The following is a 21111-nucleotide window of genomic DNA, read 5'->3' on the forward strand; positions in this document are numbered from 1 at the left end:
GCGGCAGGTGCGGTATACTGTAGCTGTTGGAGGGTGATCGCATGGAACAGGAAGCAACATTATATCGGCAGATCAGTCGTCAGCTTCTGCAGGATATTTATAAAGGAACCTACCCCTATGGTACAAAGCTGCCTTCTTTGCAGGCACTGTGTGAGCAGTTCGGAGTCGGAAGAAATACGATTCGCGCAGCTCTAGCACTGCTGGAGAAGGATGGGGCACTGCAGCGGGAAAAGGGGAGCTGTGCCCGGGTAAGTCTGGATATACATCATCTCGAGAAGAATCGGTATTTTCTGTATCGCATGGCCTGTTCACGGGATGGAGTTGCTCATGTGTATGATGCTCTGGGGATGTTAATGCCGACAGCAATCCATGCAGCCTTACAGCACGCCGATGCACAGCATTTGGAGGAGCTGCAGTTCGGGATTCGTCAGCTGACGCAGAAGGAGCATACCCTGTATGAGCTGAACGAGGCTCTGCAGCAGCTGTATCTGAAGGTTTTAGGCTTTCTTGGAAACGCCTATCTTCTGGATTTGACAAAGCAGCTTCTTGATTTTCTGTATCTGCCCTATGCGAAGAAGGAGAATTCCGAGGAAGCGCTTGCGGATAATAAGGTGAAGCTCAGTGAAACACTTGCCAAGATTCTGCTCGTTGTCATGCAGAATAATCCATTCATGATGAAAAAGACGATACGCTATTTCTGCGAGACTACAAAAAAGGACAGCATGCGTTATCTGGAGCGGATCTGTAAGGGAATCCATCCGCAAGAGGGAATTGAATTTGAATGGTATACGGGGCGTGAGGTGTCCTTTCTGTATATGAAGACGGCGGGAAGCATCGTAAAGGATATTGCGGAAAACCGCTATCCGGATGGTCATCTGCTGAACCTGGAGCAGCTAAGCGAGCGTTATGCGGTATCCCTGCGCACGATACGCAGGACAATAAAGTTTCTGAATGATCTGCAGCTTGTGGAAACACGCAACGGACTGGGCAGCCGCATTGTATATTCTTCACAGCAGAAGATATCCTCTCAGCAGCAGGAACAGCTGCATCCCCTGCTGGATTATTACATCTGTATGCTGGAGCTGACAGAGCTCCTCGCCAAGGCAACCCTTTCCGTATGTATGGAGCGCTGTACATGGAAGGAGCTGGAAGGTCTTGCAAAGGAGATACAGGAGAAAAAGAGGTTGTCACCGGAATCGGTTCTGTTCATTATAAAGCATCATGAGAATCCGTGTATCTGCAATATCGCAGAGCAGCTCGAGGAAGCGGTAAGCGGCAGTATGCTGATCCGAACGCTGTTTGGACATGAAGCCGATGAACAGACACAGCAGGATATGAAAAGTCTGTGCCAAACACTGCGCAACAGAGAACGACGCAGGGCGATACAGCTTATGCAGTCCCTGCTGCATAATGAAACGGGCAGCTGGAAAATGAAGAGGTGCTAAAGGCGCTGTCATATTGCGGTCACGGTCTTTGCATACATGAGAAATGCAGCATACTACTACTTATCAGGAAAGATATTGCCTGGTAAGTTTTTTTATTTGGGCAGGCCTGTATACCGGATAAAAATAAAAGAAAGCTCATAAGCATACCTCTTTTATCTGTAGGAAATCTGGGGCAATCGAAGCAGAGCTTCGTGTAACTGCCTTTTCTCATTGCCTTTTTGCAGATAGCGGAAGTAAGCAAAAGCAGAAGATATGAATGCGGTATTTTTGCAGTTAAAGCATGTGCGATATAACAAGCAGAAAAGCAGCCGATAGGACAAATATCATCCTGATATGCAGGCGAAAAGGCTTTGCGGGTTAGCTGTGGCAGCCCTTGCTTTCATAATGACAGACATAGAAAAAATATAGCACCGGCTGAGTTCGCATCGCATATACATCTGATGAAATTCGTTGCTCTTACTGTTGAAATTATCACACATGCATCATATAATGATAAGTGGTACTACTACGGGCAAGGATCGTGTATAAAGGATTATGGAAATCCGAGGTGGATAGAATGATGACAAAATCAGATGCAGATGGACAAAACACAAGCCGCTACCGGATTTCAAAAAAGAAGCAGACACAGCCGATTTACGAGATGGTGCCCTGCTATGAGGAAGCAGTGATTCTGGGGGATTCACTGGCAGAATCCATACTGGATTTCCGCCTGCTTCGAAAACATAATGTTGTGGCAAAGCGGAACCGCTGCATCGACAGTATTCAGGGCGATTTGCTGTTTGCTATTTCCATGCAGCCCTCGGTGATTTTCATGGAATATGGAAAAAATGATATGCTCCGTTCCGGGAAAGATCTCAATGCCTTTATTGCCTGCTACCGAAGACAGATACAGATGCTGCAGAGTGCTTTGCCACAGACGGCAGTTTATATAAATTCCATTCTTCCGTTGAGAAGAGATGTCATGCAGCGCAATGGCGGGGAGCACAGGTATCATAGCTATAACCGGGCGCTTAAGGACATGTGCGATGCGCTTCAGCTCACCTTTATCGATAACAGCTCGCTGATGGAATGGGAGGATGAGGTCTATGAGTATGATGGCATACACCCGAAGTATCCCTATTATCCGAAATGGCTCCGGTATATGGCTGCCTGTGCGGGTCTGTTACCGAAAGAATCGGATTGACAGGGGCTTCTATGCATCATATATCAAAGAGAGTGCGGAAGCGAAAAAGAAAAGGTGCAGATGAACCTGCACCCTACAGACAGTGGTGACAGAAATACTCAGGATGAAGCTAAGCATTTCCATACTGTCGGATTCTTATTTTAAATATGTATTCAGAATGGCATCCAGCTGTTCTTTTTCTTTTTCCAGCCAGGTGTTGAAATCCATACCGGCTGCGGTTACGGCATCGGCAATGGCCGCTAAAAACAGACACATGTCCTCTTCCAGAACAACACCGGCAACATTTCCAAAGCGTTCGTGATACAAAGAATCACTGCCGGATACACTGAGGGTGAAGGCCGGATACGGCTTGCGGTCAATGACCTTTACCGTTCCCTGAAAGCCCAGCTGTCCAATCTGATTGGTTCCGCAGGAGCTTGGACATCCGGAAATAAATATTTTCGGCAATACATGATCTGCATAATTTTTTTCTCTGAGATAGAGGATGACATCCTTCAGCACACCCTGGGAATCGCGCAGCCCCACCTGACATGTGGAGGCTCCGATACACGCCGTACTTTCTTCAAAGGTATTGCGGGCACCATCCCCTGTGACAGCCAGTACACATTTGGCCTCGGCAGCGGTACAGTTGATGATGTAAACACCCTGCTGGGGAGTCAGACGCAGCTCTACAGCTTCCATATCCCGAATGCAGTCATAGATTTCCTGCAGCTTCTGCGGTGTCAGACTGCCGCCGATCGGGTGATAATAGACAGCATACAGCCCATGCTGCTTCTGGGCAAAGACTCTGCGATCGCTCAGCACTTGTGCATCACCTGTTTTCGTGATTGCCTCCTCACGGACAGCTATGGTAAGGCTTTGTCCCTGCAAAGCGCGTTTTAGACGCTCACGATAAGCATCCACAAAGCCCTCACTGCCAAGCGTTTCCTGCATATAACGGGTTCTTGCCTTGGCGCGGTTTTCATAATTCCCAAATTCCATGAACATCAATACCATCGTGGATACATAATATAGAATTGTTTCCGGTGCGACATGCTCACCCACACGTACACCCATGCGCGGATTGTTACCAAGTCCTCCTGCACAATATACATCAAAGGTATGATCCGGATTGGCAACAAAGCCCAGATCACGGAAGGTCGCATGTGCCTCGTTGCGCGAAGAGTTTGTAAACGCAACCTTCAGCTTGCGTGGCAGGGTGTACTTGTTTACGATGGACAGCAGGTATTCGCCGACACGCGCCGCATAGGGAAGGACATCGAAAGCCTCCTGCGGATCCACACCGCTCAGTGGGGAACACATGACATTACGCGGGAAATCACCGCCGCCCCCACGGCAGACAATGCCGTGATCCAGAGCATTTGACATGATACTGGGAATCTCCATACCGCTTAAATCATGCAGCTGGATCGTCTGGCAGGTCGTAAAATGCGCTCTGCTTACCCCATGCTCCTTACAGGTATCACATATGAATTTCAGCTTGTCCTTTGTCATGACCCCCTGATTCATACGAAGCCGCAGCATGAAGCTGGTGGCACCCCGCTGGGCATAGCTTCCAAAGCCTCCGGAATAGCCTTTAAATTCCTTTACATTCAGTTCCTTGTCCAGAAACCGTTTGGTCTGTGTACGGAAATCCTCGATTTCCGAACGCAGCTCTTCTCTCAGATCGTCGTTCATAAATTCCTCCTTGTTAAAATTGCACTCATGTATCATAGTAGCACGAATTTGGCACATCGACAAATTGTTCTGTGTTATAGGGGTATAAGGAATTCTTATACGGTTTCTATCCTGCCTGCTTGTATCTGCATCCTACAGCCTTTATAATATATCTGGTTGGATTTTTAGGAAGAGGTGAAGGCATGGAGTTCGGGATATACGGTGTGTCTTATAAGGAAGCCGATGCGGATGTGAGAGATTGTACTGCATTTTCCGATACACAGAAAATGGAGCTGTATAATCAATTGCTGGATGTGGATATCACACAGGCTGTGATTCTATCCACCTGCAACCGCAGCGAGCTGTATTTCATATATGAAAAGGAGGAACAGCTGGATCAGATAAGGAAGCTGTTTCTGGCGGCTGCCGGAAAGGCTGTTCCGCTGTTTTTGAAAACAGGCGTGACTGCTGCCTGTTATCTGTTTGAGGTTGCTGCCGGATATCATTCCATGGTGCTTGGCGAGGATCAGATTCTGGGGCAGGTACAGAGCTGCTATCAAATGGCCAATCAGTGTCAGGCGTGTGGAAAACAGCTGCATCGCATGTTTCAAAGCTGCTTTGCGGCGGTTAAACAGCTGAAAACAGCATATAAAATCAGTGAGCATCCGATATCAATTGCCTATCTGGCTGTGAAAAATATCCGCAATGCCATGTCTTTGCGCAATGCGAGTGTTCTGGTTATCGGGAGTGGAGAAATGGCTGCACTGATGCTGCAGTACCTGCAGGAAGAGGAGCTGTCCGCATTGTATGTGTGCAGCCGCAGCCGATACAAGGCCCGGCAGGTGATGTCAGCTGCTATGGAATACATTCCCTTTTCGAAGCGCTATGAGGTTCTTCCATACTGTGATGTGATCTGTTCCATGACAGCCTCCCCGCATCGGATTCTGCGCAGGGAGGACATGCCGCCGATTGATCGAAAACAGCTGTATGTGGACTTGGCGATGCCAAGAGATATCGATCCGCAGCTGGCACAAAGGGGGCGTGTGGTGATTGATATCGATCATTTACAGCGGGAGGCCGATGAGCAGCTGGAGCAGCGAAGAGCCCTGCTGCAGAAGGCTCACGCCATGCTGGAGACTGCGGCACAGGAAGCGTATGCCAGCCTGCATTCACAGGAGGTGGATCATCTGATTCAGTCTCTGCAGCAGCGTAGTGAGCAGATGGCTGCTGATACCTATGCCCTGCTCCAAACAAGGCTGCAGCTCAGCCCGCATGAGCAGCAGGTGCTGAAAAAGGTTTTGCACACCTCCTTTCTGCGAATGGTCAAGGAGCCGATGCTGGCCTTGAAAAAAGCGAAGGGGCAGGATCAGCAGCTGTATGCGCGGCTGCTGGAAACGATGCTGAAAGGAGACTGATCATGCATATACGAATGGGAACCAGAGGAAGTGCGCTGGCGCTGGCTCAATGCAACGAGGTAAAGGCACTGCTGGAAAAGGCGTATCCCCAGCATAGCTTTGAAATCTGTGTGATTACCACAAAGGGGGACCGTATCCAGCATGTGGCATTGGACCAGATGAAGGATAAGGGAATCTTTGTAAAGGAAATAGAGCAGCAGCTGCTGGAGCATACGATTGATCTTGCTGTACACAGCATGAAGGATATGCCTTCGGTGCTGGATGAGCGTCTGTGCTTTACCGAAACGCTTTTACGAGAGGATGCACGCGATGTCCTCGTACTGCGTAATGCAACATCTCTGGAGTCACTGCCCCTGCATGCCCGCATCGCAACAGGAAGCAAGCGACGCAGGTTTCAGCTTTTGCGGCAGCGTGAGGATTTGGAAATCGTCGGCATACGCGGAAATATCGAAACACGGCTGAAAAAGCTGGAGGATCAGCAGCTGGATGGTATCGTTCTGGCAGCTGCCGGATTAAAGCGGCTGCAGCTTGCACAGTATATAACTCAAACCCTGCCAGAGCATATCATGGTACCGGCGGTTGCACAGGGGGCGATTGCCATAGAGGTGCACAAAAAGAGGAATGACCTTGTGGAGCTTGTCAATGCACTGTGTACAAAGCGTGTGGATGAGGAGGTCTGTGCCGAGCGTGCCTTTCTACAGGAGCTCAACGGTGGCTGTCATACACCGCTGGGCGCCAGATGCATACTACATGAGGCTGATGCAGAGCTGTTTGCGGTCTATGGCAGTGAGGATGGAGCCAGGCTGTTTGATCTGCATGTGAGCGGACCAAGAGCACAGGCACAGGCGATGGCCATTGAAGCGGCGCAGCGCCTACGGAAAAAAGTGGAGGAAGGTCTATGATTTATCTTACCGGAGCCGGCTGCGGCACTTGGGAGCTGCTGACACTGCGTGCGATGCGGATGATTCAAAAAGCGGACTGCATTTTGTATGATCGTCTGCTGGATCCTGAAATCCTGACATTTGCACCAAAGCACTGTGACTGCATTTATGTTGGCAAAAAGGCAGGGAAGCATGCCATGGCACAGGAGGAGATTCAGCGTCTGATGATTGAGAAGGCGGCCCGGTTTGATACGGTTGTACGGCTCAAGGGAGGGGACCCCTGTGTGTTCGGTCGTGTCGGGGAAGAAGCACAGGCATTGGCGCAGGCCCATGTACCGTTTGAAATCATACCCGGAATATCCAGCGGAATCGGCGGTCTGGCATTTGCCGGTATTCCGATTACGCATCGCGATTATGCCAGTGGTGCCCGCCTGATGAGTGCACATGGCAAAGCGGGCACCATGAGCGACCTTGATTACGCAGGCATGGCACATACCCGGGATACGCTGATTTTCTATATGGGGCTGCAACAGCTGTCCGCAATCGTATCCGGACTTATGCAGGCAGGGCGTAATCCAAATACACCGATTGCACTTGTCAGCAATGCCGGCCGTGCGACACAGACGATGGTGACGGCAACGCTAAAGGATATCGAAGACAGAGATCTTTCCGCAATTGTTTCTCCCGCACTGATTGTTATAGGCGGGGTAATCAATTTGCAGGAGGAATTGAATTTCATGAAACGGCGTCCCTTGTTTCAAAAACGCTACCTGCTTCCTCAGTTTGCCGATGCGAAGCGAGAGCTGCAGCTTGAGCTGCAGGATTTGGGTGCTGCCGTTGATTGCATAACAACAGGAAGGATTTGTGCAAACCCAGCTCTTTTGGATGATGTCAATCTGCAGGAAACAGATATTCTTGTATTTTCAAGCCGCAATGCCATTGAGATTTTCTTTACACAGCTGGTGCAGCGCAGACAGGATGTACGTCAGCTTTCTACTGTTAAAATCGCCGTGGTGGGTGAGAAAAGCAGGCAGGTGCTGGCCCGCTATGGCATACAGGCGGACATACAGCCGCAGCAGGAGGACAGCGAGCATCTGGCACTGGAGCTGCAAAAGCATATTTCAAAAAATGACCGTCTCGTGCTTGTGAAGGCGGACAATGATAATCGTGTGCTGTTTGAGCAGCTGCAGGAGCATGCACATGTATCACTTTGCAAGGCCTATACGGTGCAAGAGCTGCCCTTTGACCTGCCGCAGCACGTTTATGACGGAGCGCTGTTCACATGCAGCTTCCATGTGCATGCCTGTCTTGGAAGGCTCATGGAGTGTCAGGATGTTACTGAGCTGAAGGTCTATTCCATGGGAGCACATACTACAAGAGCATTACGCAGCTATGGCTGTCAACATATTATCGAGCTGCCGAAAGCGGATAAAGGGCTGTTCGGCACCTGTATCATAGAGGAGGAAGCACATGTATAGAGGAAGAAGACTGCGAAAAAACCAGGTTATCCGTTCCATGATGAAGGAAACGGTACTGACGAAAAGAGATTTGATATATCCACTGTTTGTTGTGGAAGGCGAAAATATATGCCGGGAAATTGAAACACTGCCCGGGGTTTATCATTATTCCATTGATCGTCTGTGTGAGGCTCTGGATGAAATGAGAGGAGCGCAGGTTCTGTCCTGTATCCTGTTCGGTATTCCGAATCATAAGGATGCCTGTGGCACTCAGGCGTATGCACAGGATGGTATCGTACAGAGGGCGATTCGCTTTATCAAGTCGTATGCACCGGAAATCTATGTGATTGGGGATGTGTGCATGTGTGAATATACCGACCACGGTCATTGCGGCATTCTCAATGCCGAGGGAGATGTGATGAATGATGAAACGCTGTCCTATCTGAACCGCATTGCACTCAGCTATGCACAGGCAGGCATCGATATGGTTGCGCCAAGTGATATGATGGATGGTCATATAGCATCCATTCGACAGACACTGGACAGTGCAGGCTTTCAGAATGTTGCCATTATGGGCTATAGCGCAAAGTATGCCTCCAGCTTCTACGGACCGTTTCGAGCTGCTGCCAATTCTGCACCGAGCTTTGGGGATCGAAAGGGCTATCAGATGGATTATGCAAACAGGGAAGAGGCATTGCGGGAGCTGCAGGCGGATGTGGATGAGGGCGCTGATGTTTTGATGGTGAAGCCGGCGCTTGCCTATCTGGATATTGTCAGAGAAGCGAAGGAGCAGTTCTCCCTGCCGCTGGCAGTTTATAATGTCAGCGGAGAATATGCCATGCTGAAAATGGCGGTGGATCAGGGCCTGGTTCGCGAGGAAGCAATCTTTGAAAGCATTCTGGCAATGAAGCGCGCAGGTGCCGATTTGATCATCACCTATTTTGCTTTGTATCTCGCCCGTAAAATTGATGAGGGGGTGCAGTGATATGAAGCATACATCGAGTCTTGCCCTGTTTCATGAGGCCTGTGCGCTGATGCCCGGGGGTGTGAATTCACCGGTACGCTCCTTTTCCAGCGCCCATGCGGATTGTCTGTTTGCGGATCATGCCTATGGATCCCATATCGTGGATGTGGATGGCAACACCTATCTGGATTATATCGGTTCCTGGGGACCGATGATTCTGGGACATGCCCATCCGCTGCTTAGCGGGCATCTGGAGGAGGTTATTCAAAAGGGCATCAGCTTCGGCCTTTGCACAGCGCAGGAGGTGGAGCTTGCCCGGCTGATCACGGATGCCTATCCCGGTCTTGCCATGGTACGTATGGTGAATTCCGGCACAGAAGCAACCATGTCTGCCATACGGACTGCCCGCGGCTTTACAGGAAGAGATAAAATAATCAAATTTGAAGGCTGTTATCACGGACACAGTGATGGCCTGCTGGTGAAAAGCGGTTCCGGAGCATTGACATTCGCAACGCCTACCAGCCCCGGTGTTCCGGCGGATGTTGTAAAGCATACCCTTGTATGCAGCTACAATGATCTGGAGAATGTGGAGGCAGTAATCAAAGCGAATGAACAGCAGATTGCCGCAGTTATACTGGAGCCGATTGCAGGAAATATGGGTGTGGTGAAAGCAGAACCTCAATTTCTTCAGGGATTGCGCAGACTATGTGACGTACATGGCATCGTATTGATTTTTGATGAGGTGATCAGCGGCTTTCGTGTACGGTATGGCGGAGCTGCAGAGCTGTATGGAATCGTACCGGATATGGCCTGCTTCGGAAAAATCATCGGAGCCGGACTTCCGGTTGGTGCGTATGGCGGCAGAGCGGACATTATGCAATCGGTAAGTCCCAGCGGACCGGTGTATCAGGCAGGTACGCTATCCGGTAATCCGCTGGCGATGCACCTGGGCTGCCGTCTTTTGCGATATCTGAAGGAGCATCCCGAAACTTATACTGAGCTTGAGGAGAAGGGGGCGTATTTGAAGGAAGGTATGCAGACAATTCTACAGGAGATGAAGCTGCCGTATCAGCTTCATCAGGCGGGAAGTTTGCTGACCCTGTTTTTTACCCGACAGAGCATTCACAGCTTTACGGATGTGCAGACCTGCGATGTGACATTGTTCGAGCGCTATTTCCGCTATCTCTATGATCATGGCATTTTGATTGCACCATCGCCATATGAAGCAATGTTTCTTTCTACTGCCCATACGTATGAAGAACTGGATCATACCCTGCAGATTATGCGAGAAGCATTAAAACAGCTTATATGAGTCTGTGTGTACAGCTGTCGCTGCAGGGTGTAGCGGTTCTGGTCATCGGAGGAGGTCGCATCGCCTATCGCAAGTGCTGTCAGCTGGAGCAGGAGGGGGCAGAGCTTGTCGTTATCGCAAAGCAGTTTGATGCATGCTTTCAAGGGGCTGCTTATCCGTGCATAACCGATTCCTATCGCCCGCAGCAGCTGCAGGGGAAGATGCTGGTCCTTGCCTGCTGTGATGATTTGATCAGCAATAGGCAGATATGCGAGGATGCCAAGCAGGCAGGTATCTTTGCAATGAGTGTCCGGCAGAATTGCGGTGCCAGCATGCATGCCCTGGCTGTGGAGGAAACAGCGGAGTATGTGCTTGCGGCAGGGACAAAAGGGGCAAGTCCGCTGCTTGCCCGTCAGATGCTGAAGGAAATGAATGCTGTTGTGAAAAAGAACTATGCTTCCCGTATCGCCATGCTGCGCAAGCTGCGTCAATATATCCTGCAGCATATCCAGAAGGAGGAACGCCCGCAGCTGCTTTCCCGTCTGGTAAGACTGTCTCAGCGTGATCTGTATTGTATAGAGCAGGCCCTGCAGGGGAAAGGCCTGCAGCTGGTATGCTTTCATGGAGTGAAGGAGGATGTGTCTCAGGAACTGGAGAACTTTTGTGCCGCCATAGAGCACAGGAAAACAAATCTTGTAGCTGCAGCGGCATTTCTCTTCGAAGGTGTCAGTGATACATCGGCACAGCCGGTTGCGCAATGGCTGCAAATCGTTAAGTCCCTGCATATTCCGGTCACCCTGGTGCCGATGCTGTTTCAAAACGGCCGCTATTACAGCCGTCTTCTTTCCATAAAGAGTGAGAATGTACGGGTAAAGCCGCTTATGTTTCAAGAGCGCTCAGAGGTTTGGCAATGTCTGCAGGAGGTACGCAGGGAAAGCGGCTGTGCCAATCTGCTTGTTATCTATCATTCGTGTGTAGACGGAGCATTCAGTGAACTGCTGCAGGGACTTATGAAAGAGGATGTCCATTTCCATGCCGTTCATGAAAAGCAGACAATGGATTGCATACTGCCTTGGAGAGAGGAAAGCGTGGCAATTCTTCCCATGTACATGCTGCGGGGAAGTCATTACCGTAAGGATAGTGATGGCGGCTCTGCTTTGGTACAGAGCCTTCAGAAACAAAATTGCAGTGTGCATGTGTTGCAGGCATCCTGCATTGAGCTGAGAGCTTTTCAGGAGTTTATCATACAAAAAATGGAATGATACAGGCATTTCATTTTTTTGTATCTTTTGATAACATAGAAAGGAAAAGCATAGAAAACAGGAGCAGGGCGTTCATTAAAGAAACGGCATATACCGAAGCATGCAGGAGGTACCGGCCTATTTTAATGATTATAGGGGGATTCGAATCTGTGTATAAGCAGTGAATCAGAAATTTGGAACTTTGAAGCATGTATAAAGCGGCTTATTTTAGAAATTAGAAAATTTTATACGGGTAGCACAGGAAAATAAAGCGCTTTCGTAGTATAATAAAGATAAAGAAAATACAATGGAGATGGAGAATATGACGACACAATTTCGGATTGAAAAAGATTCCTTGGGGGAGGTGCAGGTACCCTGTGATGCATTATATGGAGTACAGACGGTGCGTGCAACACAGAATTTCCCCATCACACACCTGCGGACACATCCGGCGATGATTCGTTCGCTGGGCATGATCAAAAAGGCCTGTGCCATGGCCAATCACGAATGCGGGCATCTGGATGATGAGAGGACAGGGTATATCATAGCGGCCTGTGATGAAATCATTCAGGGAAAGCTCGATTGCTGGTTTATCACGGATGTCATACAGGGTGGTGCAGGAACAAGCACCAACATGAATGCCAACGAGGTTGTGGCAAACCGTGCCGCTCAGCTGGCAGGGAAGGCGCTGGGTGTCTATGATTACATACATCCCAATGATCATGTGAATTTCGGTCAGTCTACCAATGATGTATTTCCGACTGCCGGAAAGCTGACAGCCTTATTTCTGGTTGAAGACCTGTTGGAGGAGCTGATGCTGCTGCAGGAGGCACTGCTGGACAAAAGTATTGAATTTAATGATGTCATCAAGCTGGGACGTACACATCTGCAGGATGCGGTACCGATACGCATGGGACAGGAGTTTCATGCCTTTGCGACGGCAATTGTGCGTGACATCCGAAGGATCAAAGTGGCTTTTTCCAATTTGAAATCCGTAAATATGGGAGCAACTGCTGTCGGTACAGGCATCAATACGGATGAACGCTACAAACGCATCTGTGTAAAGCATCTGTGTGATATTACGCAGATTGAGCTGACGAGTGCACGTGATCTTATCGATGGCACCAGAAATGTAGACCCCTTTGTTTTTGCGCATGCTTCCCTGAAAACGCTCTGTGTTTCCTTATCAAAGATGTGCAATGATCTTCGTCTGATGGCCAGCGGTCCCAAAACGGGACTTGCGGAAATCGTTCTGCCGGCAAGGCAGCCGGGAAGCAGCATTATGCCGGGTAAGGTAAATCCCGTCATTCCTGAGGTATGCAATCAGGTCTGCTTTCAGGTATTCGGTAACGATGTAACAATTACGAAGGCTGCGGAGGCCGGACAGATGGAGCTGAATGTTTTCGAACCGGTTCTGTTTTTCAATCTGTTTCAATCCATAGACCTGCTGCGCAATGCCTGTCATACTCTGCGTATACATGCCGTTATGGGCATACAGGCCAATACGGAACATTGCAAAGAGGTCATGGAGAACTCCCTCGGTACAGCAACAGCACTGGCTCCTCATATTGGGTACGCACAGGCAAGCAGAATGGCAAAGCTGGCCCTGAAGGAAAATCGGAAGCTGAAGGAGCTGATTCTGGAAAATGGTCTGATGAGTAAGGATAAGCTGGAGGAAGTGCTTAATATTCGGGAAATGACGCGTGCCGGTATACCGGGCATGCATAAAAAAAGCAAGAAGCAGACCGGGCGTTAGCATATAGCTGCGAAACATCATTCACAAGAAAAGACGTGAATCGTATCCGTATATTCTGAAAAGGATGGCGATGCGTCTTTTTTTGTCTGGTTGTGCTGTCATCAAAATGAAATATGCGTGCTGTCACTGTTATAGAAAGCAGATCCTTCCTTTTTTCCTGTTCTTTTGACATAAGCCATCACTTTCCCCATATACTTTAGTGAGGTAGATGCAAATGAAAAAACTTATTGTACTGTGTCTGAGTATATGTCTTTGCATGGGTCTGCTTCCCCAGCAGATTCACGCACAGGATGACAAAACAAAACAGGAGCCTGCTCAGAATGCGCAGGATCTCGCACCGAGTGCCAAAGCGGCATATCTGGTCGAGAACACAACCGGCAAAGTGATCTATGCCAAGCATGAAACGGATAAGCTGTATCCGGCCAGCATGACGAAGATGATGGGTCTGCTGCTTATCTTTGAAGCACTCCATGACAAGAAAATCAGCTGGGATGAATCTGTATCGGCAAGCGAGTATGCTGCAAGTATGGGAGGCAGTCAGGTGTTTCTGGAGCCTGGAGAATCCATGAGTGTGCGCGATATGGTGAAATCCATCTGTATCGCCAGTGCAAACGATGCCATGGTGGCAATGGCGGAAAAAGTAGGCGGCAGCAATGATCATTTCGTGGCGATGATGAATGACAAGGCAAAGGAGCTGAAGCTGAGCAATTCACACTTCATGAATGCGACAGGATTGCACGATCCCGAGCATTATACCTGTGCAAAGGATATGTCGATTATCGCCCGTGCTCTGATTGCCGAGGGCGGGGAGGAGCTGTTGCGTATCACCTCCACCTATGATGCCTACATCCGCGAGAATACGGACAAGAAATTCTGGCTGGTCAATACCAATAAGCTGCTGAAGCAGTATGAGGGTGTGGACGGGCTGAAAACAGGCTTTACGACAGAGGCTATGTCCTGTATAACCGTAACGGCAAAGAAAAAGGACCTGCGTCTGGTGGCTGTAGCCATGGGTGAACCCAGCAGCAAGCAGCGCAATGCGGAAATCAAGCAGATGCTGGACTATGGCTTTTCTCAGTATGCACAGGGACTGCTGTATCCGAAGGGAACAAAGCTGAAGACTTATACGATGGAAAACGGCAAGCCCTCCAGTGTCAATCTGGTCACCCTGAAGGATCTTGTCTATGTATTTGAAAAGGGAAGCGAACCAAAAGAGCAAAAGAAGGAGATCACGATTACCAAAGACACGCCTCCCTATAAGGCTATGGAAGCTATCGGAACGGTGAAAATCACGATGAGTGACGGCTATACGATGGAGGCTCCAGTCGGTGTTGATCAGGACGTGGAGCAGCTGAATTATCTGGATATCTTTATGAAGGCGTTTAGCGATACACTTGCCTGATTGCCAGAACTTGGCGTGTAAACGAACGCATGACTTCTGCATAGACACATACAATAGAAGCAGAAAAGAGGGATATGATGACAAGTGTACTATGGATCGTAGGTATTGCAGCTGTCTTCTTCCTGTTCGTTCTGCTGTATGCCTTGTGCAGAGTCAGTGCAGACGCCGATGAACAGGCAGGCTATATGGAAGAATACAGCAGTGATCTGGATGAAGGATTTGATGAGGAAGAGTTTTAGCCAATGTCATTAAGTTAAAGGAATAAAAAAGATGCATTTATACAAAAAGTGGTTCTTAATTGATTGTTCGTAAATTAGAAGTTGAAAATTTGCAAGCTTAAGTAAGAATCCAAAAAGTATAAATGTCTTTTTTTCCTCAGGATTGACAAAATTTGAATCATCGTGCGCTCCATTACCCTTCGTGCTTTAAAGGGGTAGGTGACCGTATATGATCCCTCGTAATAAATCCAACGCTTGCCCTACGTTCATATTTGATAAAAAAGTTGGCTCTAGGTGATTTAGGTAAATATTTTCGGATAAGGATTTAAAATATAAAGATATGAACAGAATTAGGAAATTGGGACAAGTATGTAAAAAATGATAGAATGAGTATATTAAATCAGCTTCTTATCAATTCAACGATTTAAACGGCTCCAACTAGAGAAATATTGAGGAAAATATTGCAAATGCTATACATTTTGTGATCAATCAAATCAGCATCAAGGCAACACGAGGTAAAAAATGAGAGTTCAGGGTAGAGAAGAAGGCGTTCAAGCTCGGTGTATTTTATAAATAAAAACAGAAAGGTAAAATTGTGAAGACAATGAGTTCGTAGAAACAACTTAGATCTTCTGAATATTGTTTTTGCTTTTTATTTATCCCTGCTTCTGTTTAAAGTTGATATATTCCATAGGAATGCGCATTATCACATTAAGGATAAGAATAATGTATTGAATCCGTCGATTAGGATGGCATAGTAAAAAAGTCCAATAGTAAGAAAATCACTATACTTTGGACTTTGTTGATCTAAGAGTAGGTTTTAATGATATCCTCTGCAATGCTTCTTTTTGTTATACATTGATCCATCGCCTGTTTTTCTATGTAACGATGAGCATCTGATTCGCTCATTTTCAATTCGCTGATTAATAGCCATTTTGCTTTATTGACAATACGTATTTCTGCCATTTTTTCCTCAATAGAGACTGATTTCTTCTCAAATTGTCTTAGACGTTCACGCATACTTTCCATCCAGTAAAGTGCTTGTATTAAAATCGCTTTGGAGGTTGGTTTTGGTAATGTAAACACACCGTGTTCAGCAACTTTATCGTGAATGGTGGCATGTATATCGGCCTTTACTAAGAGCAATACAGCGGTATGCTTTAGAGTGCATGTGTCAATTGCAAAACGTGTCCCAATATCATCTGATAATGGAGAATTGATAATAACAAAATCGTAGGATCGCTCAGCAATCATTCTTTTCGCCACATTGATAGTGGTTGCGTTATGTATAGGAGTATATCTGGATTCAGGAAACAACACGCCGATGGCAGAAGTAAAACTATCTGTTGCTGATACGATAAGTATGCTATAGCAACGCTCTTTTAGACTCATGCTGCATTCCTCCTTCCACTTATTGATATTATCTATGACAGTATATTTCTAATATTTCATTGGGAATATGTTGTTTGATGAAATCACTGTTAAGGGCTGATTCACAGGCATCTCTTAATGAAGATGGTAACATTTTGAACTTTGAAAGTACATCTGCATTAGCTTTGTAAAGATTGATATCTGTAGGTTCTGCTAATTGCAAGTGATTCTGAATACCATAGAGTCCGGCATATATCATTAATGCAAATGCTAAATAACTATTGGCTGTCGGATCGGGGGAACGAAGTTCAGCTCGACGATATTTTCCTACTGCAGCGGGAATTCGTATCAGTTGCGAACGGTTTTCACTAGACCAAGAAATATACTGTGGTGCTTTATCGTTACCGAATCTTTGATAAGAGCAATTTAATGGATTTAGAAAAAGAGTCATATCACAAACTTTTGCAAGAATGCCCGCAATAATCTGGTGTAAATAATCTGAATTATCATCTGCCTTAGCTGAAATGTTAATATGAAAACCGTTGCCTGGTTTATCAGCTAGTGGTTTAGGGCTAAAATCAGCTATCAATCCATTACATCCGGCAACGGTTTTCACAACTGTTTGAAAGGTCATTGCATTATCTGCGGCTGTAAGTGGATCAGAGTAGCGAAAATCAATTTCGTTTTGCCCGGGACCTTGTTCATGATGAGAACGTTCGGGATAAATACCCATTTGTTCTAAAGTAAGACAAATTTCACGTCGAATGTTTTCACCTCGGTCATCCGGGGCAATGTCCATATATCCGGCATTATCATATGGGTTTTTTGTGGCTTCTCCAGTTTCACTTACTGTAAAAAGGTAGAATTCCTGCTCAGCACCAAAGTAAAAATGAATACCTGCCTTATCTGCAACCTGAATCGCTTTTTTCAGTATAGAGCGAGTATCACATTCAAACGCCCTTCCATCAGGATACGATATATTGCAGAACAATCGAACAACTCGTCCATGTTCCGGTCTCCACGGCAGAGGCATTAATGTATCTGCATCAGGATGAAGAAGTAAATCAGAATGTGTTTCATCGCCGAAGCCGGCAATAGCGGAGGCGTCAATGGCAATGCCATCCTCAAAAGCATGAGGAAGTTCTTCCGGCATAATGGATATATTTTTTTGTTTGCCAAATACATCACAAAAAGCAAGTCTTATAAATTTAACATCTTCTTCACTCACATACTGTAAAATTTCTTGTTTTGAATACTTCATAAGCGTACCTACTTTCTTTTAATTTGCTACATACATTTGCTTATATGGATTTTTGCTGTCAGGAGTAATGACGGTAAAAGAGGCATTTAATATAGTTTCTAGATCCTGTCCTAAATCAAGACAATATTCACAAAGGTATTCTTCGATTTCTTTCATATCATCTGAAGTTGCTACTTTGGCTGTAACCTGTTTTGGCAAGTTAATAGTATCATAATTCCCACGTAGATATATTTTACCACCATGCATGCCTGTACATGGGAAATGACCGACAATATGCTCAGTCTTAGAATTTAAGCCTAAAACAATAATGATTCCCCCTGCCTGATACTCACCTAAGAAACTTCCTGCAGAACCGCCGATGATCATGACAGGAATCTTACGTTTGTATGCCTTCATATGGATGCCGGCACGATAACCGGCATTGCCTTTTACATAGATTTTACCACCACGCATAGCATAGCCGGCAGCATCACCGATATTACCATGAATGATGATTTTTCCTTCATTCATGGTATCACCGACTGCATCTTGTGCGTTTGCATTTACTGTAATGACTGCGTCATTTAAATATGCACCGAGGGCATTTCCGGGAATCCCTAGTATGGTGATATTTTTATTAGACATACCGGCTCCGATAAAGCGTTGTCCACAGCATGCTTTTATAGTGTAGCTATCATCCGTTTTACGGATCATTTCATTTATTGTTTTGTAATCTAAACCTGTAGCATTTATCAATTGCATTATAGCATACCTCCCATCACATTTTTACGAGTTTCTTTAGAATGTCTTTTTAATGTCTCAAAATCGATGCTAACAGATGTATCATTTCTCTGTTAAAATCCAAATAAGCCGTTTATTCACCTGCATAGGAGATACCGAGAATTTCTAATTCTTTTTCGTTTAGACCAATTCCACGAAGCATCAGACGGTTACCACGCAGTGCTTCTATAGAATTAATTCCCATACCACCCATTAGTTCTTTGATTTCATGTTGCCATGCCTTCATTACGTTTACTAACCGTTTACTTCCAATTTCTGGATCGAGTCGTTTTACAAGATCAGGATTCTGCGTGGCAATTCCCCAATTACACTTACCACTTTGGCATGTCCGGCAAAGATGGCAGCCTAGGGCAAGTAAAGCGGCAGTGGCGATATAACATGCATCAGCACCTAATGCGATTGCTTTTACTACATCAGCGGCATTTCGGATACTACCACCGACCACTAAAGATACATTGTTGCGAATTCCTTCATCTCTAAGTCTTTGATCAACTGCGGCCAATGCCAGTTCGATTGGAATACCTACACTGTCACGTACTCTGGTTGGAGCGGCACCTGTACCGCCACGGAATCCGTCAATGGCAATGATATCTGCACCACTACGGGCAATACCACTGGCAATAGCGGCAATATTATGCACAGCAGCTACTTTAACGATAATAGGTTTTTTATACGCTGTGGCTTCTTTTAGGGAAAAAACAAGTTGTCTTAAATCTTCAATTGAGTAGATGTCATGGTGGGGAGCCGGAGAAATGGCATCAGAGCCTTCAGGTATCATTCGAGTACGAGATACATCACCGACAATTTTGGTTCCAGGCAAATGTCCACCGATTCCCGGTTTAGCACCCTGTCCCATTTTAATTTCAATTGCAGCTCCTGTATTCAGAAATTGTTCGTGTACACCAAAACGTCCGGATGCCACTTGGACAATTGTATGCTCGCCATAGCAATAAAAATCTTCATGCAAACCACCTTCTCCGGTATTATATAAAATGCCAAGCTCTGTAGCAGCAAGAGCAAGTGATTTATGAGCATTGTAGCTGATGGAGCCATAACTCATTGCAGAAAACAGTAACGGCATGGATAGCTCTAGTTGCGGCGGTAATTTACAAGAGAGCTTGCCATTTGAAAGACGCTTGATCTTTTCCGGCTTTTTACCAAGATAAACCCGTGTCTCCATTGGTTCACGCAGAGGGTCAATGGAGGGGTTTGTGACTTGAGAAGCGTTCATAAGTATATTGTCCCAAAAAACAGGAAGTGGCTTTGGATTACCCATGGAGGACAGAAGAACACCTCCGCTATTTGCTTGTTTGTAAATTTCTTTTATAACATCATTTTGCCAGTTGGCGTTTTCACGTAAAGTACAATTGGTTTTTACAATTTTTAAAGCTCTAGTAGGGCAGAGGCTAACACAGCGCTGGCAATTTACGCAATTCGTGTCATCACATTTCATCATGCTTTTTTCTTCGTCAAAATAGTGAACCTCATTCGCACATTGTTGTTCACATATACGGCAATGGGTACATCTGGTTTCATCTCTGACAACTTCAAATTCAGGATATATAAATTCTAAGCCCATTCATTTGCACCTTCCTTCACTTTAACGATAACTGGTTCTCCGCCATCAGGTGCCCAAATGTTTTCTGCATGGGGCTCCATCATGCGTATTGCTGCCTCCTCACTGGCAATCAACACTTTATCGTCTTTTTCGCCAACAACCATCGAGCGTAGTTTAAGACGATCATTAAGAGCCATCAATCCTCCGTTAAAACCGAAAACAATAGAAAACGGACCTGTTATCAAGAGACTGGAAAAGATGGTTCTCAGGTATTTTAATTTATCACGTAGTTCTAAGTTGCTTTCAGTAAAAATGGTGCTCCAAAAAGGTGCTGCAATCACATTGGCAACCTCTTCTAAAGTAAGTTCCTGTACGCGAAGAAGATAATCCATCATATATGTAATCACTTCTGTATCTGTCTGTAAGGTACATTTATATCCGAACATTTCAATAAAACGTCTATTTGCATCATAAGAGGATATTTCACCATTATGAACAATAGAATAATCAAGCAGAGTAAAGGGGTGTGCTCCTCCCCACCATCCAGGTGTATTTGTAGGATAGCGCCCATGAGCAATCCAGGAATATCCTTCATATTCTTCTAATTTATAAAACACACCCACATCTTCGGGAAAGCCGACAGCCTTAAATGTTCCCATATTTTTACCACTGGAAAAAACATGGGCACCGGGCATATCTGTATTGATTTTCATAACAGTTCTGGCTACGAATTCCTTCTCGTCTAATTGCATGGTTGTCATAACGGATTTCAGAGGATCAACAAAATATCGCCAAATAATAGGTTCATCTGTAATGGTAGGAATCTTACATGTGGGAATCAGTTCAGAATGAATAATTTCAAAGTGTTCCTTCAGAAAAGATTCACATTTTTTTCTCGTGGTTCTGCAGTCATAAAACATATGGAATGCATAAAAATCCTTATACTGAGGATAAATACCGTATCCGGTAAAACCGCCTCCTAACCCATTTGAACGCTCATGCATGGGTTTCATGGAATCTATAATCATTTCTCCGGACATTCTGTTTCCTTCTTTGGAAATGACAGCAGCAATAGCACATCCGGACGGGATTCGTATTTGACCTTCTTTCTTCATAGAACTACATCCTTCCTTTCAAATATAACAAAAAAACAAAGACGCTCATTTAAACAGAAACTTACCTGTTCTTTAAATGAACGCCTTTGCTCACTTAAAAAATTTATACACCTGTTT

17 protein-coding genes are annotated in these 21111 nt (G+C 46.1%); 11 read left to right on the top strand and 6 right to left on the bottom strand.

The genetic code is table 11. The features are described from left to right. The first annotated feature begins 41 nt into the window (after window positions 1-41). The gene (locus KSZ58_RS07195; RefSeq protein ID WP_008817397.1) at window positions 42-1445 is read left to right on the top strand and encodes a GntR family transcriptional regulator; all 1404 of its coding nucleotides are present in this window, start codon (window positions 42-44) and stop codon (window positions 1443-1445) included. 556 nt (window positions 1446-2001) lie between these two features. Further along, entirely contained in the window at window positions 2002-2628 is a 627-nt protein-coding gene (locus KSZ58_RS07200; protein WP_008817396.1) for a GDSL-type esterase/lipase family protein, read from the top strand. 135 nt (window positions 2629-2763) lie between these two features. On the opposite strand, the gene KSZ58_RS07205 is transcribed toward KSZ58_RS07200, so the two are convergent. Continuing rightward, on the bottom strand, window positions 2764-4305 hold the full coding sequence (locus KSZ58_RS07205) for a nitrite/sulfite reductase (protein ID WP_008817395.1): 1542 nt from the start codon (window positions 4303-4305) through the stop codon (window positions 2764-2766). Between the two features lie 182 nt (window positions 4306-4487). Between KSZ58_RS07205 and hemA the strand changes: the two genes are divergently transcribed. The 9 genes from hemA (at window position 4488) to KSZ58_RS07250 (ending at window position 14930) form a co-directional block, all read left to right on the top strand. Continuing rightward, window positions 4488-5699 (top strand): glutamyl-tRNA reductase, encoded by a 1212-nt coding sequence (hemA, locus tag KSZ58_RS07210; protein WP_009269186.1) that lies wholly within the window; start codon window positions 4488-4490, stop codon window positions 5697-5699. A gap of 2 nt (window positions 5700-5701) precedes the next feature. Beyond that, the gene (gene hemC / locus KSZ58_RS07215; protein WP_008817393.1) at window positions 5702-6601 is read left to right on the top strand and encodes a hydroxymethylbilane synthase; all 900 of its coding nucleotides are present in this window, start codon (window positions 5702-5704) and stop codon (window positions 6599-6601) included. Beyond that, entirely contained in the window at window positions 6598-8058 is a 1461-nt protein-coding gene (cobA, locus tag KSZ58_RS07220; protein ID WP_008817392.1) for a uroporphyrinogen-III C-methyltransferase, read from the top strand. The genes hemC and cobA overlap by 4 nt, the downstream gene beginning before the upstream one ends. Further along, complete coding sequence (gene hemB / locus KSZ58_RS07225; RefSeq protein WP_008817391.1) at window positions 8051-9022, top strand: porphobilinogen synthase; 972 nt, start codon at window positions 8051-8053, stop codon at window positions 9020-9022. The genes cobA and hemB overlap by 8 nt, the downstream gene beginning before the upstream one ends. A 1-nt stretch (window position 9023) precedes the next feature. Further along, window positions 9024-10313, top strand: a complete 1290-nt coding sequence (gene hemL, locus KSZ58_RS07230; protein WP_009269185.1) for a glutamate-1-semialdehyde 2,1-aminomutase — start codon at window positions 9024-9026, stop codon at window positions 10311-10313. After that, window positions 10310-11554 carry a bifunctional precorrin-2 dehydrogenase/sirohydrochlorin ferrochelatase gene (locus tag KSZ58_RS07235; protein WP_008817389.1) on the top strand — a complete coding sequence of 415 codons (1245 nt, stop codon included), beginning with the start codon at window positions 10310-10312 and terminating at the stop codon, window positions 11552-11554. The genes hemL and KSZ58_RS07235 overlap by 4 nt, the downstream gene beginning before the upstream one ends. A gap of 301 nt (window positions 11555-11855) precedes the next feature. Continuing rightward, window positions 11856-13289: an aspartate ammonia-lyase gene (locus tag KSZ58_RS07240; protein ID WP_008817388.1), complete on the top strand. Its 1434-nt coding sequence runs from the start codon at window positions 11856-11858 to the stop codon at window positions 13287-13289. A gap of 214 nt (window positions 13290-13503) precedes the next feature. Further along, window positions 13504-14691 (top strand): D-alanyl-D-alanine carboxypeptidase family protein, encoded by a 1188-nt coding sequence (locus tag KSZ58_RS07245; protein WP_008817387.1) that lies wholly within the window; start codon window positions 13504-13506, stop codon window positions 14689-14691. Window positions 14692-14765: 74 nt separating this feature from the next. Next, window positions 14766-14930, top strand: a complete 165-nt coding sequence (locus KSZ58_RS07250) for a hypothetical protein (RefSeq protein ID WP_009589093.1) — start codon at window positions 14766-14768, stop codon at window positions 14928-14930. A gap of 786 nt (window positions 14931-15716) precedes the next feature. On the opposite strand, the gene KSZ58_RS07255 is transcribed toward KSZ58_RS07250, so the two are convergent. The 5 genes from KSZ58_RS07255 to KSZ58_RS07275 form a co-directional block, all read right to left on the bottom strand. Beyond that, window positions 15717-16301 (bottom strand): ANTAR domain-containing response regulator, encoded by a 585-nt coding sequence (locus tag KSZ58_RS07255; RefSeq protein ID WP_008817385.1) that lies wholly within the window; start codon window positions 16299-16301, stop codon window positions 15717-15719. 28 nt (window positions 16302-16329) lie between these two features. Beyond that, complete coding sequence (locus tag KSZ58_RS07260) at window positions 16330-17541, bottom strand: glutamine synthetase family protein (protein WP_008817384.1); 1212 nt, start codon at window positions 17539-17541, stop codon at window positions 16330-16332. Between the two features lie 18 nt (window positions 17542-17559). Continuing rightward, complete coding sequence (locus tag KSZ58_RS07265) at window positions 17560-18282, bottom strand: glutamate synthase (protein ID WP_002608852.1); 723 nt, start codon at window positions 18280-18282, stop codon at window positions 17560-17562. A 112-nt stretch (window positions 18283-18394) separates the two neighbouring features. Continuing rightward, window positions 18395-19900 (bottom strand): glutamate synthase-related protein, encoded by a 1506-nt coding sequence (locus KSZ58_RS07270; RefSeq protein WP_008817383.1) that lies wholly within the window; start codon window positions 19898-19900, stop codon window positions 18395-18397. Then, entirely contained in the window at window positions 19891-20994 is a 1104-nt protein-coding gene (locus KSZ58_RS07275; protein ID WP_008817382.1) for a glutamine amidotransferase family protein, read from the bottom strand. Before KSZ58_RS07275 ends, KSZ58_RS07270 begins: the two co-directional genes overlap by 10 nt. Between the last annotated feature and the right edge of the window lie 117 nt (window positions 20995-21111).

The sequence above is a fragment of the Erysipelatoclostridium sp. DFI.2.3 genome, assembly GCF_019132535.1.
Lineage (GTDB): Bacteria > Bacillota_I > Bacilli_A > Erysipelotrichales > Erysipelotrichaceae > Clostridium_AQ > Clostridium_AQ innocuum.